The 17,027-nt window shown below is 44.9% G+C and carries 15 protein-coding genes; 1 reads left to right on the top strand and 14 read right to left on the bottom strand.

Annotation, left to right across the window (positions count from 1 at the left end; all coding sequences use genetic code 11):
• Positions 1-12 precede the first annotated feature (12 nt).
• From rsmB to SIN01_RS00925, 14 genes are all read right to left on the bottom strand, one after another.
• On the bottom strand, positions 13-1,368 hold the full coding sequence (rsmB, locus tag SIN01_RS00990) for a 16S rRNA (cytosine(967)-C(5))-methyltransferase RsmB (RefSeq protein ID WP_010023259.1): 1,356 nt from the start codon (positions 1,366-1,368) through the stop codon (positions 13-15).
• A complete protein-coding gene (gene fmt, locus SIN01_RS00985; protein WP_010023260.1) occupies positions 1,365-2,309 on the bottom strand; it encodes a methionyl-tRNA formyltransferase in 945 nt (314 codons plus the stop codon). Before fmt ends, rsmB begins: the two co-directional genes overlap by 4 nt.
• 90 nt (positions 2,310-2,399) lie before the next feature.
• Complete coding sequence (gene priA, locus SIN01_RS00980; RefSeq protein ID WP_010023261.1) at positions 2,400-4,820, bottom strand: primosomal protein N'; 2,421 nt, start codon at positions 4,818-4,820, stop codon at positions 2,400-2,402.
• Positions 4,817-6,013 (bottom strand): bifunctional phosphopantothenoylcysteine decarboxylase/phosphopantothenate--cysteine ligase CoaBC, encoded by a 1,197-nt coding sequence (gene coaBC, locus SIN01_RS00975; protein WP_010023262.1) that lies wholly within the window; start codon positions 6,011-6,013, stop codon positions 4,817-4,819. Before coaBC ends, priA begins: the two co-directional genes overlap by 4 nt.
• A gap of 77 nt (positions 6,014-6,090) precedes the next feature.
• Positions 6,091-6,468, bottom strand: a complete 378-nt coding sequence (locus SIN01_RS00970) for an iron chaperone (RefSeq protein ID WP_010023264.1) — start codon at positions 6,466-6,468, stop codon at positions 6,091-6,093.
• Positions 6,469-6,605: 137 nt separating this feature from the next.
• A complete protein-coding gene (gene rpoZ, locus SIN01_RS00965) occupies positions 6,606-6,800 on the bottom strand; it encodes a DNA-directed RNA polymerase subunit omega (RefSeq protein WP_010023266.1) in 195 nt (64 codons plus the stop codon).
• Positions 6,800-7,423, bottom strand: coding sequence for a guanylate kinase (gmk, locus tag SIN01_RS00960; protein WP_010023268.1), 624 nt, complete (start codon positions 7,421-7,423; stop codon positions 6,800-6,802). The genes rpoZ and gmk overlap by 1 nt, the downstream gene beginning before the upstream one ends.
• A gap of 34 nt (positions 7,424-7,457) precedes the next feature.
• Positions 7,458-8,345 carry a YicC/YloC family endoribonuclease gene (locus tag SIN01_RS00955; RefSeq protein ID WP_029548068.1) on the bottom strand — a complete coding sequence of 296 codons (888 nt, stop codon included), beginning with the start codon at positions 8,343-8,345 and terminating at the stop codon, positions 7,458-7,460.
• Between the two features lie 75 nt (positions 8,346-8,420).
• On the bottom strand, positions 8,421-10,148 hold the full coding sequence (locus tag SIN01_RS00950; RefSeq protein WP_047035354.1) for an Rqc2 family fibronectin-binding protein: 1,728 nt from the start codon (positions 10,146-10,148) through the stop codon (positions 8,421-8,423).
• A gap of 114 nt (positions 10,149-10,262) precedes the next feature.
• Entirely contained in the window at positions 10,263-12,449 is a 2,187-nt protein-coding gene (locus SIN01_RS00945; RefSeq protein WP_010027078.1) for a sensor histidine kinase, read from the bottom strand.
• Positions 12,427-13,119 carry a response regulator transcription factor gene (locus SIN01_RS00940; RefSeq protein WP_010027079.1) on the bottom strand — a complete coding sequence of 231 codons (693 nt, stop codon included), beginning with the start codon at positions 13,117-13,119 and terminating at the stop codon, positions 12,427-12,429. Before SIN01_RS00940 ends, SIN01_RS00945 begins: the two co-directional genes overlap by 23 nt.
• A 433-nt stretch (positions 13,120-13,552) precedes the next feature.
• Entirely contained in the window at positions 13,553-14,152 is a 600-nt protein-coding gene (locus tag SIN01_RS00935) for a hypothetical protein (RefSeq protein WP_010027080.1), read from the bottom strand.
• Positions 14,153-14,239: 87 nt separating this feature from the next.
• Entirely contained in the window at positions 14,240-15,178 is a 939-nt protein-coding gene (locus tag SIN01_RS00930) for an ABC transporter permease (protein WP_010027081.1), read from the bottom strand.
• Positions 15,165-16,058, bottom strand: a complete 894-nt coding sequence (locus tag SIN01_RS00925; protein ID WP_010027083.1) for an ATP-binding cassette domain-containing protein — start codon at positions 16,056-16,058, stop codon at positions 15,165-15,167. Before SIN01_RS00925 ends, SIN01_RS00930 begins: the two co-directional genes overlap by 14 nt.
• Before the next feature lie 463 nt (positions 16,059-16,521).
• Here SIN01_RS00925 and SIN01_RS00920 point away from each other — a divergent pair, with 463 nt between their 5' ends.
• Complete coding sequence (locus SIN01_RS00920; RefSeq protein ID WP_047035351.1) at positions 16,522-16,785, top strand: transposase; 264 nt, start codon at positions 16,522-16,524, stop codon at positions 16,783-16,785.
• Positions 16,786-17,027 lie beyond the last annotated feature (242 nt).

Below are 17,027 nucleotides of genomic sequence, written 5' to 3'. Positions count from 1 at the left end.
CTTTACCGCAAATCAGTTATCCTTACGTTCAAGACAGCAGATAAAAAAGCCGTCTGTATCAAATTGATACGGGAAAATCTGAATCATTCCCGGCTTCAGCGATTCTCGATCATCGCTTAAAACACTTGGCAAGCGTTCGAATAAAGCAGCATCTGTTCTGTACTCTGGATGCCGCCTGAGAAACGCAAGGATTTGCTGTTCATTCTCTTCTTTCTGAATCGTACAGGTACTATAAATTAAGCGACCACCCGGTTTAACCATAGGTGCAGCTTCCTCTAAAATTGCGCGTTGAATGGGGATGAGTCCGCTGATTTCCTCAGCCGTTTTGCTCCATTTAATTTCCGGCTTTCGCCGAATGACACCTAAACCGGAACAGGGGACGTCAAGCAGAACGCGATCAAACGCAGCTTCGCCAAAGGTATCTCGAGCCGCCCGCGCATCCATCGCACGTGTTTCAATGTTCTCAAGTCCCAGTCGGTTGGCCGCTTGATCAATCAGCTTTGTTTTATGCGGATGCAGGTCAAGTGCAATGATTTTGCCTTTATTGTTCATCCGCTCGCCGAGATGCGTTGTTTTCCCTCCCGGCCCGGCACAAGCGTCCAAGATCAGCATATTGTCTTCTGCTCCCACACAATCGGCGACCAGCATCGAACTCTCATCTTGAACAGTGAACCATCCTTTTTGAAAAGCGGCCGTTGCAACGGCATTACCACTTGTAACAACGATGCAGTCTAGAGACAACGGTCCGGGAACCGTTTGGATTCCCTCTTGAGCGAGATGCTCCATTAATTCTTGACGCGAAAGTTTCAACCGATTGACGCGCAGACAGAGATTCGGTGGTTGATTATCTGCTTGGGCGGTTTTAACTGCCGTATCCAGATCCCACTGCTCCCGCCAAAGTTTGAGCAGCCATTCGGGATGACTGTATTGAATGGAGAGCCGTTTTTGTTCCGGGGTAATTGAGGATAAGCTCGGTACCCCTTCACGCATGAGCCTGCGCAATATCCCGTTAACAAACCCGGAGATCCCGCGATGTCCGCGTTTTTTTGCAATTGTTACCGATTCGTTAACGATGGCATGATCCGGAATACGGTCTAAAAATACTTTTTGATAAATGGACAGTAAGAGCAGCATTTCTACCCATGCATCTAATTTCCGTTTACGATTGACAAATGAAGATAAATAAAAGCGCAGCACAGATTTCTGCTGCAGAACCCCATAAACCAGTGTAGTAACCAGCCGTTTGTCATTCTCGCGTAGCTGCCCCGCACTTAGCGCTTCGTTCAATGCAATCTGACTATACGCATGCTTTGTTGTAATCGACAGGAGCAGGTCCAAAGCCGTCTCCCTCGCCGTTTGATGACTCATGACTGTCCCCCAAGCACAACGCCCACAGACAACGGCTTCCCGCGTAAGAAGTCTGCCGCATGCATTCTTTTCTTTCCCGATGGCTGACACTCCGTTATTTTTAGAGCACATTTGTCACCAGCTGCTACGAAAAATGCATCGGTGTGGCATGCAACAACGGTACCGGGGCATTCGTCAGTCGCTCCGTCCGTCAGCTCAGCTGCGAAAATTTTAAAGTTTTTTCCATACAAGCTTGTAAATGCGCCGGGAAACGGATTTAGACCGCGAATTTGATTGCGAATCTGCTCGGCGCTGCGCGTCCATATAATTTGCTCGTCCTCACGCTGAATACTCGGTGCGTAGGTAACACGCGCCTCATCTTGAGGTTGCGGTGTCAGTTCTCCTGCTGCAAGTTTCGGAAGCGTCTCCATGAGAAGATCGGAACCAGCAGCGCTCAATTTGTCATGCAGGCTACCGAAAGTGTCGGCTGATTCGATTGGTACATGGACTTGAGTCAAAAGATCACCGGCATCCAATTTTTTAACCATGTACATAATGGTAACGCCGGTCTCTTTTTGACCATCAATAATTGATTGTTGAATTGGCGCTGCACCACGATAAGCCGGAAGAAGGGAAGCATGAACATTTATGCAACCAAGCCTTGGTTCTTTCAATAAAGATTCAGGCAAAATCTGTCCATAGGCAGCCGTGATGAAAAGGTCCGCATGATAAGCCAAAATGCTCTGAACCGCCTCCGGATTACGCACACGTTCCGGCTGTAAGACCGGAATGGAATAGTTTTGAGCAAGAAGCTTAACCGGCGGCGGGGTTAATTGATGTTTCCTTCCTTTTGGGCGGTCCGGCTGCGTGACCACGCATACGACTTCATTATTCGGGTCCTCAATCAAACGCTGAAGAACAGGAACTGCAAAATCCGGAGTTCCCATAAAAACGATTCTCATTAAATCATCCTCTTTATTATTCAATCACATTATGATCATTTCGTTACTGCACACGATCGTAACCATCTGCGCCACTGCTTGCATCTATACTTACATTAAGGTGACGGGATTAAGATCAACCGTCAGCTGCAATTGTGCTTTGCCTGAATCCTGAAAATGCTGCATAATTTGATGCAGCACAGGCATAAGTTCAGGTTCTCTTTTGTATTTTACCATGCACTGATAGCGATATCTATCCTTTATCTTAGCCACAGAAGGGACGACCGGTCCATAAATTTGCGAAGTATGGGACAATTTTCGCCTCAATATCGATGCAATGCGTTCTGCAGATTCAGCAGCCTTCGCCGGTTCCGGATGAGACAGGCTGATCAGAACTAAATAGTAAAACGGCGGATATCCGGCTCGCTTTCGCAACAGCATTTCTTGCTGATAAAAGGCTCCGTAGTCATGATGGGCTGCATCTGTCACTGCATAATGATCGGGCGCATAGCTCTGAATGACCACTTCGCCAGGTAACGCATGCCTGCCTGCTCGACCGGATACCTGTGTTAAAAGTTGGAACGTTTTCTCAGAGGCGCGAAAATCAGGAAGATGCAGTAATGAATCAGCCGCCAGCACGCCGACCAGCGTCACTTTGGGAAAATCCAGTCCCTTTGCAATCATCTGGGTGCCAAGCAGAATATCGGCCTCTTCTTTGCCGAAACGACGCAGCAGCTTTTCGTGACTGCCTTTTTTTCTCGTTGTGTCAACATCCATTCGAATCACACGCGCTTCCGGAATCAGCCGATTGAGTTCTGCCTCCACCTTTTGCGTACCCGTACCGAAAAAGCGCATGGCATCACTGCTACAATTTGGACAAGCCGCAGGAACCGCTTGTTCATAGCCGCAATAATGGCATTTAAGCAGTTGCTGGGCACGATGGTACGTGAGCGAGATGTCGCAATGCGGACATTTGACAACCGCACCGCAGGAACGGCACATCATAAATGTAGAGTAGCCGCGTCGATTTAAAAACAGCACACTCTGCTCTTGTTTAGCTAACCGATCTTTTATTTTTTCAAGCAGTTCTTTTGAAAAGACAGAGCGATTCCCTTCGCGAAGTTCTTCACGCAGATCGATGATATGCACCGATGGAAGCGGACGATGATTCACCCGCTCTTTTAAACTTAATAATGTATAGACATTCTTTTGTGCGCGAGCGAATGACTCTAATGCAGGCGTTGCACTGCCAAGCACGACCGGGCAATGGTGTTTTTTAGCGCGATGGATTGCCACGTCCCGTGCATGATAGCGCGGCATGTCCTCCTGTTTATAGCTGGATTCGTGTTCCTCATCAATAATGATCAGCCCTAGTTTTTTAAAGGGAGCAAATACCGCGGATCGCGCGCCGACAACCACCTGAACTTTTTCTTCACGAATCTTGCGCCACTCATCATACTTCTCGCCTCGGCTCAATCCGCTGTGCATCACGGCGACGTGATCGCCGAAACGGCCTTTAAATCGGCTCACCATTTGCGGGGTCAACGAAATTTCAGGAACGAGGACGATCGCTTGTTTTCCCTGTTCGATGACGCGCTGGATCGATTGCAAGTAGATTTCCGTTTTACCGCTTCCTGTAACCCCGTGACACAAGAAGACCTTGTGTTCTTCACGTTGCATCGCCGTTAAGATCGGCTCAAGGGCATGCGCTTGTTCTTCCGTTAAAGCAAGCGGCTGCGTTCTGTCAACCGGTCGATTATAGGGATCGCGAAATTGTTCGATGTAGCCCTGCTTAAGCAGCCCTTTTTCCGCCAATTTCATGATTGCTTCACGACTTAGGCCATGCTTGACTAATTTCTGGATGGTTTCATGAAAGTGCTGAAGATCAGGCTGCTTCAGCAAAAATTCAAGCACTTCTTTCTGACGGTGGGAGCGTTTGTCTAATTGATTCAGTTCGTCCTCCAACAATGAACGAGGGGCCTCCACCGTAACAGCAGCTGCTTTTTTTGCTTTTGCTTGATTCTTAACGAGCTGTTGAACGGAGATCAGCCCATGCTTGATTGCCCGCTGCATCCGTTTCGCCCATTCAGGATGAGCCTTTATGATTTCGGACCAAATCGGCTGTTTGGCCGACTGGAGAAATGCGGCAAGTTCAGGGTCCTCCTCAAGCAGCCGTTCAATCTGATCGATCACAATTAATTTTTTGTAGTCGGCTTTCATCGCAGCCGGAAGCATTGCCTGAAAGGCGGTCACCGTCGAACACAGGGTCTGGTTTGCAAGCCATCCGCCTAACTCAATCAGTTCCGGCGTAAGCACCGGAACATGATCTTCAACCGAATCAAGCCCTTTTAATTGTTTAAATTCGGATTTCTCCTTTAAGGCGGTGACAAAGCCGAGCCTTCGCGTCCTCCCAAACGGAACGGTAACCCGCACCCCAGGTTTGACAAGTTCAGTCAAATTGTCCGGAATACGATAGTCAAACGGGCGATTTACCGGCTTCGCAGGAATATCAATATAGACTTCAGCAATCACTTTGACACACTCATTTCGAACAGACCTGAGAGCGCATTACAGATGTGCCGAGCAACCTGCTGTTTTTGCATCCTTTCCAACGCCTGTTTTCTTCCGTCAGCAAAGTAAAGGGTTACTTTATTCGTTTCTGAGCCAAACCCATCAGAAGCATGGTTTGCCACCAGCATGTCCAAGTGCTTTGAATTAAGCTTTTTCTTTGCGTTGTCCTCTAAATGATCCGTTTCCGCTGCAAATCCGACCAAGAGCTGATCCTTCTTGTGCTCACCAAGTGCTTTCAAAATATCGGGATTGCGTACCATCGTTAGGGTCATCGGTCCGTCCGACTTTTTAATTTTCCGAGATGCCGTATGCTCAGGGCGATAATCGGCCACTGCCGCTGCCTTAATGACAGCATCACAGGTTGCAAACCGCTGCATTACCGCGTCATGCATCTCCTGTGCTGAAGTCACATGAACAACCGTCATCCCTTTTGGGTCGGCGAGCGATGCGCCGCTGATAAGCGTCACCTCGGCACCGGCTTGGCGTGCCGCCTCAGCAATTGCGTAACCCATTTTCCCACTGGATTGATTGCTGAGAAAGCGGATCGGGTCGAGTGCTTCCTTCGTTGGTCCAGCGGTCACCAATAGTTTCTTTCCGGATAGCTTTTGAATTGAAAATTGGCTTTCAATTTCACGCATGATATCGGCAGGTTCCGTCATTCTCCCTGCTCCTACCCAGCCGCAAGCAAGATGACCTTCAGCCGGACCGATCACATGATAGCCATAGCTCTCAAGCAACTGAAGATTGTGCTGAACAGCAGGGTGTTCATACATATGAACATTCATCGCCGGTGCAACCCATATCGGAGCCTTTGTTGCCAGCGCGACAGTGGTAAGCATATCATCAGCGAATCCTTGCGCCAATCGCGCAATGGTTTGAGCTGTTGCCGGTGCAATGATCATTAAATCTGCTTCATCCGCTAAATCAATATGAGCAATCTGTCCTTCTTTTTCATCTAAAAAAACGTGATCATAGACCCGATGCCTCGTTAGGCCTTGGAACGTGACGGGTCCAATAAATTGCTTCGCCGATTCAGTCATTACAACGGAAACATCTGCGCCGGCTTTTTTTAACCGACTTGCTAAATCAGCCGATTTATAAGCGGCAATGCCGCCGCAAATACCAAGTAAGATCTTTTTTCCTTCCACAGTCATTTGATCACTTCCGTTACTTTTATGTGTTGATAAAAGGTTGAATGGTTAATTCCTATGAGATCTCTAAATACGCTCTGTTATAAAGATTTGCGCCAAAACGTTGTACAGTCCGCCTTATCTGAACTATTGAATGCAATGATTTTCTGAAGCAATGAGAAATCAACCGGATGATCCCATGGGATGCGTACCAATTCTTTGCTGTGCGTATAACCGGCTTGTACAATTTCATCAGAAAAACGATCAATCGCGATCCTCTCTGGAGCAACGGCCAAATGACGTTTGGCTACGCTAAAGCCAACAATAAAGGTGCCGTGATCGGTATACATCGGCTGATTCCATGCAATTTTGGGCATTAGCTGTGGGAATTGCTTCGTGACCCAATCCAAAATTTCTTTTAATCGTGCCTGATGTTGCGGATGATCGATACGTGCCAAATAGTCTGCAAAAGTGTCCATGTTGCGCTCTCCTCCTCAATCATAAATGATGTATACGGATTGCAACAGCAACGCACAGAGTTCGCTCAAGGTTTGTGTTATATATAAAAGGCAACAACCTTAAAACGGTTGTTGCCTTAAGTGTGCAGAGCATAACATTAGCGTTTGCACGTCAGCAGACCCGCATTGATTTCTTCCAATGCCTGGCCAACTTCCTTAACCGAACGCGGATGTTCTACCATTAAATGACCGTTTCCCTCTTGCAGCTGGCGCGCACGTTTTGCAGAAAGCGTCACAAGTGTATACGTTGAATCAATCTTTTTAAGTAAGTTGTCAATGGACGGATAAATCATCATTTCCCGTCAACTCCTTCTTTGTTCATATATTTCTCAATCAGACGGTCCACCCTGCAATGCTCGGCGAGTACAATCGCTTCAATACGGTCGCAGGCTTTCAGTACCTGATCGTTTTCCACAACATAATTATAATTCTGCATTAGTTCCATTTCCGACTTGGCAACACTCATCCGGCTTTCAATTAATTCGGCCGTTTCGGTTCCGCGGCCAACGATCCGATTTTTTAGTTCGTTCAAATTCGGCGGAGCGAGAAAAATAAACAGTGCCTCGGGAAACTTCTTCTTTACTTGAAGGGCCCCTTGAACTTCGATTTCAAGAATAACATCCTGCCCCGATTCAATCATTTTGTGTACATAGTCCACCGGTGTTCCATAGCAGTTGCCAACATATTCGGCCCACTCAAGTAGTTTTTCCTGTTCAATCATCTTTTGAAACTGCTCACGCGTCTTGAAAAAATAGTGGACGCCGTTAATTTCGCCTTCGCGCGGCTTACGCGTTGTCGCTGAAATGGAATAGTTTAATTGTGTGCCGCGTTCACGCAATGCGCGGCACACGGTCCCCTTGCCGACACCGGATGGTCCGGAAAGAACCACCAGCAAGCCTTTCTCTTTAAAACTCATCACTTTGCCTCCAAGCAGTCGATCAAACAATCATTTACTCTATATTTTGCACTTGTTCGCGTAATCTTTCAATCTCATTTTTAATCGTCACAACAAAACGCGTCACTTCAGCATGATTGCCCTTTGAACCAATCGTATTCACTTCTCGGTTCATTTCCTGAATCAAAAAATCAATGCGTCTTCCAACCGGATCCTGCTCATCCTCAGACAAGAGATCGGAGCATTGATGCAAATGACTTTTCAATCGTGTCGTTTCCTCGTCAATCGCTGTTTTGTTTATGAATAGAGCAATTTCATTCATTAATCGGTCTTCATCAATCGCTTGATTCTTTTCTAGAAAAGCAGCAACAGAAGAACGCAGCCTCTGTTCATACTGAGTGCGTATTTGTGGAACAAACGCCTCAAGTGCAGCGACAGCGTGATGGATCGTCTGCACGCGCTGCAACAGATCCAGCCGCATTGCCGCCCCTTCCTTTTCACGCATACGGATCAGACGCTCGCAAGATTCGTGGACGGCTTCCAGAATAACCGGTTCAATAGCTTTTGCCGACTGATTATCCGCTTCCCTTAGTGAAAAGACGCCAGGGAGCTGAAGAAACGCATTTGCGTCTGAAATGGATAAGCCGCTGCGCTGTTCAATTTTTTTTGCTGCACGGATATATTGGTCGACGACGTCCCAATTGGTTTCAACTCGGGAAGCGATTGCCGAACTGCCCGCCACAGATAAAAATAATGAAAGCGAGCCGCGATGCACGTAGGAGCGGACGATCTTTCGTACTTGATCTTCAAGATAAAGGAGCGGCTTTGGTGCGTTGAACGTACACTCAAAATAGCGGTGATTGACCGATTTAATCTCGCTATGCACTTGTGCAGAACCTGCATATTTTTCGCTCATCCCAAATCCGGTCATACTCTTAATCATCCGATCACTTCCACTTGTTTATTGTATACAACTTTATAGAAATGAAGCAAGTCCCAAAACGACCGTACGAGCCATTTATTTCGTTTCGCGTGCCGGCTGATTGCGCATTTTTAGCACCAATGATTCATCCGGAGTGATGTAAACCGTCTTTTGATCCGTATAGATCACAAATCCTGGCTTTGCACCACTTGGCTTTTTCACATACCTTACTTTTGTATAATCGACAGGAACACCGCTGCCCATTCGTGATTTACTGTAAAATGCAGCTAAATGAGCGGCCTCCAACAACGTTTCTTCACTCGGATCCTGAGACCGGATCACAACATGGGAGCCTGGAATGTCCTTCGTGTGCAGCCAGATCTCGTCACGCGCTGCTGCTTTAGTCGTCAAATAATCATTTTGTTTATTATTCTTCCCGACTAGGATTAAAGTTCCGTCGGAAGCATAATAGTGATCGAGCACCGGTTTATGCTTGCTTTTCCGCTCTTTCTGCCTGTGTTTCTTTTTCAAATAGCCCCCATCAACCAATTCCTCACGAATTTCCTCAATATCTTTTAGTGAAGCGGATTCGATCTGCTGCACCAACCCTTCAAAATAGGCAATTTCACGCTGGGTTTCGACCACCTGCTCGGCAACCACATGTTTCGCCGTTTTCGCCTTATTGTATTTTTTAAAATAAGCTTGCGTATTTTCAGAAGGTGTACGGTTCGGATTCAGTTTAATGGTCACTTTTTCTTGATTCGGATCATAATAATTGACGACTTCAGCGCGCTGATCGCCGCGTTTGATCTGATGCATGCTTGCGGTCAAAAGCTCGCCATACAACCTGTACTTGTCCGCATCCTCAGCATCCCGCAGCGTTTTATTTAGTTTTTTTAATTTCGTTTTATATTTTTTTAATTCGTTTGTAATAAAATGACTGAGATCTCCGGCCTTTTGCCGAACGGCGTCCGTCTGCGCTTTAACCATATAATAGCGGTCAAGCATTTGATGCACCGACTTGAAAGTCTCCGTTCGATCTGAATTCAAACTGAGACGCAGAACATGAAAGTCATCTTTTCCACGTTCATTGAAGAAGATTGTTGGCTGATACTTGTGCCCTCGGATTTCCGACTGGATCTTCTCAAAGGCTGCTGCAATCGCATCCTTGTGCGGGAGACCTGCTCGACGAACCACTTCAGTCGCGATTTGCGGTGAAAAACCGCTGACAATGCCGACAATCTGTCGATCAATTTTTCCTGTGTTCCATTCAATTCTGCTCGTTAAATCGCTGCCCGTCATCTCAAGCGGGTTTATTTTAGCCTGGTCGGGCGGCGACACGTAGGTTTCACCAGGAAGCACGGTACGAAAACGGTTGACTGCCGGTGTCAAATGTTTCATACAATCAATAATCCGCTTGCTTTCTTTATCAATCAAAATGACATTGCTGTGGCGGCCCATCAATTCGATAATGAGTTGTTTTTCCGTTAAATCACCGAACTCATTGCGCGACCGCGCGTCAATGTGTACAATCCGTTCAAATCCCAGCTGCTCAATCCGCTGGATCACACTGCCCTCAAGATGCTTGCGAAGCAGCATGCAGAACATCGGCGGTTCTTGCGGATTGTCGGCAGACTGTTCCGTCAAATGCATTCGAGCAAATGCTGCATTTATCGAAATGAGCAACTTGCCGCGCGCGTGTCGCGAGCGGAGATGAAAGATCAGATCTGTGGGTGTAGGCTGATAGATTTTGGCAATCCGTCCGCCTGTAAAGTCCTGAAGTTCTTCAACCGCAGCATGCGTAACGATACCGTCATAAGCCATGGCGTATTCCTCACTTTCAAAAAAAAGCGGGGCAGAGCCCTCGCTTTTCAACTTCCGATTAAATATCGAATTCCATTGTCTCACTCATAATGCCTATGCGTCAAGGCTGAGCAATCATGAAACAAGCGGGAGTTTGATCATCACTTTAAACAAGTCCCCGTCTAAATCCAGTTCGAAAATTCCATCATGCAGATCGATAATCGACTTGGCGATGGCAAACCCGAGTCCCGATCCTTCGGTATGTCTTGACGCATCTCCGCGTTTAAAGCGCTCAAAGAGTTCATCGACATTACGTCCAAGTTCATATTTTGTGATATTTTTAAACGTAATCACCGTCTGATTCTGCTTCTTTTCCAATTCGATATAAACGCGCGTTCCTTCCATTGAATATTTCAAGATATTGCCGATTAAATTATCAAACACGCGCCAGATTTTTTGACCGTCGACGTTAACCGGGATTCGATCATCCGGCGTCTTTATCCGGAATTTAAGCGACGATTTTTCGATGGCTTCATCGTATTCAGCAAGCGCCTGAGTAAGCAATTCACTTAAATCAACTTTTGTTTTTGTCAACTCAACCGCCCCGCTCGCCATTTTCGAGGCCTCAAACAAATCGTCAATTAAGCGTTTCAATCGTTTCGCTTTGCGGTCAATGATCGCTACATAATCGTGCCGTTCCGATTCACTTACACCTGGTTTTCTCAATAGATCATTATAGGTGATGATCGACGTCAGCGGTGTACGCAGGTCGTGACTGACATTGGTGATCAGTTCGGTCTTCAAGCGCTCACTCTTAAGCTGCGCATGCCGTGAAGATCTGATGCCGCCCTGCATCTGATTGATTGTGCGGCTCAGTCTGCCTACTGTCCCTTTTCCATGTGTCGAAAAGTCGATTGGATCACCACCTGCAGCTACAACCTCTGCCTGTTTGATGATACGATTAAGCTGAGCAGCGCGATGCAGAATGAACCACATCAACGGCATTGCGGTGCAGAAGAGAATGAACAGAGTAAAAGCAGACACATTGTTGAAGAAACAGAACATTGTAAACATGCCAAGAAGGAACAGCGCCGCAAGGGACACGAGTACTTTTAAAACAGTAAATGGCGGCCGCAGCAGTTCTTGAAAAATCATACCGGTTTGCTTGACGATGCTGTTGTTCCAGCACACCTGCCGTTTTAATGGATCGCGCAGCATCTGTGCCAGCCATTGTACCTGATAGAGCAACGTTGCGACAGCTACAGCAATTCCTAACCCAATCGAGAAAAACCCAGCTGAGAAGCCGATGCCGCCAATGACCCCAAAATAATAACTACTCGAATAGTTTTGACCCTTAATCATTTCCAAGATGCCAAGAAAGATATAGCTTTCTATGGCAAAGAAGATCAATCTGAGTTCGATTGGCATGCGCGCATACCAGTGATGGATTGGCTCAATATCAGCAAGTGAACGGATTGATCGTTTGAAGCCAATGAAAAGTGCCGCAGCAATCATCAGCACCCCTAATACAAGTAAGCTAAAACCTGTATTTTTTTCAGACTGGTACTGTGCATATCCACGCAACGGTTTCAACGGTGCATTTTCTGCGACAAAGATCCTTCCCTGATAGTCATCAGCAGAAAGCTTCAACACGCGATCAACAATTTTATCACTGTTCCCAGAATTTTGATAAGCGGATAAATCCGTAAACTTTTTCTCAAACTGAACATGCGCTTTGTCGTCGGAAGCGCGAACATTCGTGATTCGTTCACCTGTCCGTTTATTGACGAAATCGTAGTGAAACACCTTCGTCAATTGATTAAAGTATTGCCGTTCTTCATTGAGCGATTGATCATACTCATCCATTTTTTCCGCACGTTCATCGCGTATTTGTTTGATCACATGCTGGTCGCTTTTAAAGTTTTGTTGAATCGCTTTAACTTTGCGATTTTGTTCTTTCTTATAATAACTGACCACGTCTTTATCATTATTTTTCTCTGCTTTTGCAATCACATCTTCATATTGACCGTGCACGTTGGCCAACTGTTTTTCCAGGCTTCCGTACCGGTAGCGGAACTCGTGGATATCCGAATCGGTTACCGGCAACTTTTCAACAGTTGCCTTAAACGGATAATTAAGCTTCAGCAAAGCCAAATGGTGTTGAAAGTCATAATAGCTACTCATAAAAGCATCTGTTTTTTCAAAAGAACCAAACATGGCGTTGTGACCTGTTGAAAAAACAAAAATTAACAAAGAAAGACCAACAATCAATAAACCAGTAACGAGCTTCGCAACCGTATTATTTTTCCATTTTATAGCCAATGCCCCACACCACCTTCAGGAATCTTGGATTCTTCGGATCAATTTCAATCTTCTCACGAATCTTACGAATATGTACTGCAACGGTATTTTCCGCATGGTAACTCGGTTCCTGCCAAACCCGTTCATAGATTTCGTGAATGGAAAACACGCGTCCGGCATGGCGCATCAAAAGATCAACAATCCGATACTCAATCGGCGTCAGGCGAATGGGTTCACCGTTGACCATTAGCCTTTTTTCCGCTTGCTCCAAGACTAGCCCATTTAAATTGATCGTTTTCTTCTTCCCTTCATAGGTCCCCAGCGTGACATAACGGCGCAGCTGCGATTTCACGCGAGCAACAAGCTCCAATGGATTGAACGGTTTGGTCACATAATCGTCCGCTCCGACTTGAAGGCCATTGATCTTGTCCATATCCTCACTCTTTGCGCTGATCATAATGATCGGTATATTCTTTTGTTCGCGTATTTTAAAGGTTGTCTGAATCCCGTCCATATGCGGCATCATAATATCAAGTAATATTAAATGCACCGTCTGACTGCGCAGAAGCTCGATCGCCTTCAGCCCATCCTCTGCCTTGAGTACATTCATCCCTTCATTCGATAAGTAAATACCGATAACATCGCGTATTTCTTTATCGTCATCAACAACAAGCACATTATATTTTTCCAATCGCTTCGCTCCCCCGCGCTATATCTTACTTCATTCATTGTAAAGGGCAGTTCTTAAAAAAGACAATGGAAAAAAATGAAGGATTTCTTAAGAGAGGCCGTGTGAGAAAAAGAATCGTAGCTGATCCCGGTCGACACACAAATGAAAAAAGGAGTATATGTTACGGCTATGAATTGATGAAATCGGCGCATGGAATATTTCCTGATGTTTATGAAGGCTACGTATAGACCATTTTACGTCGTTTGAAGAAGAGCATTGGGGAATGGCGGACGGTTGTATCTGGGGTGTCACAACTTGGGATTACGTTTTAAAAAAGGGGATCTTTATGTTTTTGTGTCCAAGCTACTCGTTATTTTTCGGATGACGAATGAGATGACATCCTGTCTATACGCAACAAATCGCCATCTCTTTGTGCAGTCGGAAAACGCTTTTATTAATCTCTGATTTGCAATTCTTTTGGGGCATTTTTCGTGAGTATCGGTTTATATTTTTTTAGTGCCTGGGTCGTGATTTTCATTTCATTAATGGCTTTATGTTTTCCTTGTACTCTGATTGTTTCGTTAATCACATTATTCGCATAATGGAATACCCATTCCTTTTTATATATCGAAGAGTACTTCTTTTCAATTTGACTCGTCACCAAAACATTCACGGAGTCTTTCGAAACAGGCGATTGAATGTTGCTGTCAAGAACCATCTGCTTCCAATTGATGGCTTCTTTTTGCTTAACTTCCATCCCATGATCCTGTGCATAATTTGTTAGCGCAGCAATTAGCACCCAATGATCAAAAGCAGCCTGAAGCGCTTTTTCTGAAAAAGTTGCATCGTTCAGCTTAGTCTCAGGATCAAAGGAAGCTTGATTAATCATAGCCAATCCTGCCTGTGACCATAAATCTTGATACGTGATCCGCTGATTACCCACGTTCGCAACGGTCTGATGAAGCTGCGGATTCGATCGCCAATGGCTCCAAGTGTGATCAAACCACGCAACGGATTGGGCAGCACGATGACGGAGCATTTTTTGATAGATCACCCTTCCGGAAAACCATGCTGCACCTAAAAGGATAACCGAGAGCAAGATAAAAAAGATTCTACGTCGCAAACGTGATCACCATCACTTTCAAGATTTATTTATTCGATAATGATACAGTGTCCAGCATGCATAGAGCATGACACTAAAATAGACAGTAATAACAATAATAAGCACATATAAAGGAGTCAAAAATGGGAAAGGTACGGAAACCCCACTGAGCTGCGTTTTCGTTAAACGGAACATACCGGGAATCATCGATGAAAGATTAAGATCAATTTTATGATGGAGTTGATTGGTCCATTGCTCTGAGCCTATTGCATAAAGAAACAGAGATTGAAAGTTTGCCCAAGGAAGGAATTCATTTATTTTCATCAATAACGGCTGATGAACAAGCGTTGAACTCATGCTCGTGAACAATCGCTCAAACAGCAAATAGAAAACGGTAATCCCTGTTCCCGCAATCGCAGAATTTAATGCATAGGTGATGGCAATGGCGAAGCCTGCCCAAAAGAGCAAACTGGACAGATAAATTAAGTAGGCACAGAGCGTTTGCCATGAAAAGATATGCCACCAATGCTCGATCGGGACATGCGGAATAAAAAAAGAAATCAGCGTGTAAAAAATAAAATAGAAGAACAAAATGAGCGCATAATAAATCGTTAACGATAAGAGCTTTGTCACGAAAAAGCGGGTGCGATTTCGATGGAGCGTTGCAACATAGGCAAGAATGCCTTGTTTTAAATCGTCATAAGTCCAAATAACCGCTGAAAAAATCAGTGGAAAAAAATAAATCGTCTGCATCGTCTGATTCATTGCGTAATAATAGAGATGATCCGGGGTTAACCATTCCATTAAAACCGCATACGAGCGCCCCGCCAATGGGTCTGATCCCGAAGGCATGTGATGATAGCCCACAGCTAACTGATAGTGTTGAAATAGTGTCGCTAGGATACAAAGTACAGGAATAATGGGCAGAATAAAAAGTGACCACTTTGATTTCACTCTTAACCATTCAGTACTCAACATTGTTTTCTCCTCCTATTCTATTGTGCAGTATTTTGATCGCCTGACTGATTGAAGGAATCTTATGCTCTAAGCCGAGAATAGAGATGCGTCGTTCGTTTAGAGCGCAAAGTATTTGCCGTTCGTCCTGCTTCATAATGACTAATCTCAAGCCGTTATGCTCTTCCGCTTGTTCAACGATTAAACGCTGAATTGAGGATGGGATTTGACACTTTTCAATATGAATAATGGTGAAAATTACTTGATTCAACAAGGGTTCTTGGTTTGGTAAATAGTGAAGTTCGCCATGATGCATAAATAAAAGTTGATCGGCGAGGTTAAGACAGAGATTAAGGTCATGAGAAATGAGTAGAATAGTCTTTTTCTTCCTTCTAAATTGTTCAATTTTAGCAGTCAGTTGTTCCTTCGACTCAAAGTCAAGTCCGTTAAACGGTTCATCTAAAAACCAAAATTCTGGATTACCAATAAGCGAAAGTGCTAACGATAGTCTTTTCTTCATACCAAGTGAGTACTTTGACGTGTGGCGTTTATCCAATGGGACGTTCCATTCAGTAGCAATCTTCTTAAGATCGTCGACAGAAACGGGTGATTGTTGAAATTGATTAAAATAGACCATATTCTGCCACCCAGACAAATGTCCGTAAAAAGAAGGCAGGTCAAATGCAACACCGATTTTTGAAATTGTTGAACGGATCGTTTGCTGATTGTAAGCAATTTGTCCTTCATCACTCTTAATGATTCCGGACAGCATTTTTAATAAAGTCGTCTTTCCTGTTCCGTTTAATCCAATCATTGCATTGATTCCTGAGTGTAGCGTTAAATGAGTTGGGCGAAGTATCACGTGTTTTCGAAATGCCTTACTCACATTTTTCAATTCGATCATCTTCAATCCTCCCAACAACAAACTTTTTATGTATGACCCATTCATTTTCTGTTAGTTATTGAGAATGAATGGGTCGGGCAATTAATAAACATAAACACTATCTGATGGATTAAGTAATACCAGATTCATATTCCAAGTATGTGCCGTTCCGCTCAATACAACCCCCTTCCATCCAGTACTAGCGTAATTTTTGATGTGAGTACTCTTCCACGTGCTATTGAATGGAGTATCTGTACCGCTAGCTGTTTTCCCTGTAGAATAAGTGAGAAGCCAATTTACAAGGAGCATGTTCCCAACACTTGATTTTGCGCCCATTGATGTTTGAGACGTCAAATGATTAACATAATTTAAATAAACCCATGACTTACCACCATCACCGCTAACAGTATTTTGCGGACTAATTGTTCCAGTATAATGGACCCAAGAATTAAGACACAAAATAAGGATGTGTTAAGGTAGATCTATGAAACGAAAATCTTACTCTCAAACATTCAAAGTCAAAGTCGTGCTCGAAATTCTGAAAGAGGAAAAGACGTTAAACGAATTGTCCTCTACGTACGGTGTTCATGTCAATCAGCTTCGGCAATGGAAAAAGACAGCCCTAGACCAGCTCCCACAGCTCTTCGATCGTAAGCGGAATGATCAGAGCCGGATGCAGGAGGAATACGAAGAAAGAATTGAACGACTCTATGGCGAAGTTGGACGTTTAACCACGGAACTCTCGTAGCTTAAAAAAAAATCTTGCTACGACGATGTCACGCGATGACCGCTTGATTTTAGTCGACTGCGAAGATCCAGAACTGCCCATCAAGAAACAGTCGGAGCTTCTCTCGCTGAATCGTTCAAACCTCTACTACAAGCCCGTTCTGCCCTCGCCTAGGGAGCTCATGATCAAGCATCGTCTTGATGCGTTGTACACCAAATCCCCGTTTTATGGTTCTCGTCGGATGACCTGTCTGCTTAACCAAG

The sequence above is a fragment of the Sporolactobacillus inulinus genome, from assembly GCF_006539285.1.
Taxonomy (GTDB): domain Bacteria; phylum Bacillota; class Bacilli; order Bacillales; family Sporolactobacillaceae; genus Sporolactobacillus; species Sporolactobacillus inulinus.
This window is presented reverse-complemented; position numbering and strand designations above follow the sequence as displayed.